The sequence below is a fragment of the Klenkia brasiliensis genome (genome assembly GCF_900100695.1).
Lineage (GTDB): Bacteria > Actinomycetota > Actinomycetes > Mycobacteriales > Geodermatophilaceae > Klenkia > Klenkia brasiliensis.
Genome location: NZ_FNCF01000014.1, coordinates 1 through 1,399 on the forward strand (window position 1 = coordinate 1; position 1,399 = coordinate 1,399).

General features: G+C 62.5%; 1 protein-coding gene. It reads left to right on the forward strand.

Annotation, left to right across the window (positions count from 1 at the left end):
- Positions 1–86 precede the first annotated feature (86 nt).
- The gene (locus tag BLT39_RS21730) at positions 87–1,364 is read left to right on the forward strand and encodes a restriction endonuclease subunit S (protein ID WP_091069438.1); all 1,278 of its coding nucleotides are present in this window, start codon (positions 87–89) and stop codon (positions 1,362–1,364) included.
- Positions 1,365–1,399: the final 35 nt, after the last annotated feature.

The following is a 1,399-nucleotide window of genomic DNA, read 5'->3' on the forward strand; positions in this document are numbered from 1 at the left end:
CGACCGGCTCCGCGGCGAGCTCCTGGCCGCCTTCGACGAATCCAACCGACTCGAACAGCTCGTCCGCACCCAACTGGAGCGCCTCCATGCCTGAGTGGACCACCAGCACTATCGCGGAGATTGCGGACAAGTCTTTGCGCTCAATCGCCATCGGGCCTTTTGGGTCCGCGCTGAAGGCCGAGGTGTACTCGCGTTCTGGCGTCGCCGTCGTCCGAGGTCAAGACATCACCGCTGGTAAGTCGCTCTCCGCACAGGACCGCGTCTACGTACCGAAGGATGTTGCCGCTCAGTTCCCTGCTTGCATCGTGCGCGACGGTGATCTGGTCTTCCCCCACCGAGGGGCAATTGGTCGGGTGGGAATTGTCAGCGGCGAAGAGCTCCTCATCTCGTCGAGTTTGATGAAGCTTAGCGTGGATAAATCACGGTTCGATCCACTCTTCATCTTCTACTACTTCCGCTGGCGTGGACGCGACGAGCTGCTGGCACGGGCGTCGACAGTCGGAACCCCGGGGATTGGCCAACCCCTTGCCTCCCTCCGTGGCATCCCCATCACGTATCCACCCTTGAATTCTCAGCGGGCTATTGCGGAAGTGCTGGGTGCACTCGACGACAAGATCGCCGCAAACGCCTCTGCCCTGGCTCTGCTCGACGAGCTCGGGCAGACCGAGTTCACTCGGGCGCGACAGGCAGTGGTGTCAGCACCCGTGAGCTTTGGCGACGTCGCGGCTATCGGTGGGGGTGGCACACCGAAGACTGCGATCGCCGACTACTGGGACGGGGATGTCGCCTGGGCGACCCCCACCGACGTGACCGGCCTTGCGGCTCCGTATTTGAACTATACAAAGCGCTCGCTCACCGCCGAGGGTCTCGCTTCCTGCTCGTCGCCGCTGTACCCAGCGGGCTCCATTCTGATGACGTCCCGCGCGACTATCGGCGCCTTCGCTATCGCACAGAATCCAATGGCGGTAAATCAGGGCTTTATCGTCGTGAACGCCATCAATCCCGATCACCAGTGGTGGCTGTTTCACGAGATGCGCGCGCGGGTCGACGAGTTCCTCGCCTTTGCGAATGGTGCAACTTTCCTGGAGCTTCCGCGCGGACGCTTCAAAGCTTTGCCCGTGCAGATTCCACATGAGGATGTGGCGCGCGCGTTCCGCAGCGCCGCTACTTCGCTGCATGAACGCGCAGTCGCGTTGGTTGAGGAGAACGAGCGGCTATCGGCGACGCGGGACGAGTTGCTTCCGCTGCTGATGTCTGGCCGCATCACCATCCGCGGCGCCGAAGGGGTCGATGCGCTTGTTTCTGGGGTTGCGGCGGGTTCGCTGGCTGTCCCGGATACCACTACAACTCTCGAGAACAGGTGAGCCTCGTGCCTCCACGTGCCAAGCAGTCCACGGCT

Bases quoted from the DNA above. Each gene is read 5' to 3' on its own strand.
- BLT39_RS21730 (WP_091069438.1), top strand. From the start codon at position 87: ATGCCTGAGTGGACCACCAGCACTATCGCGGAGATTGCGGACAAGTCT.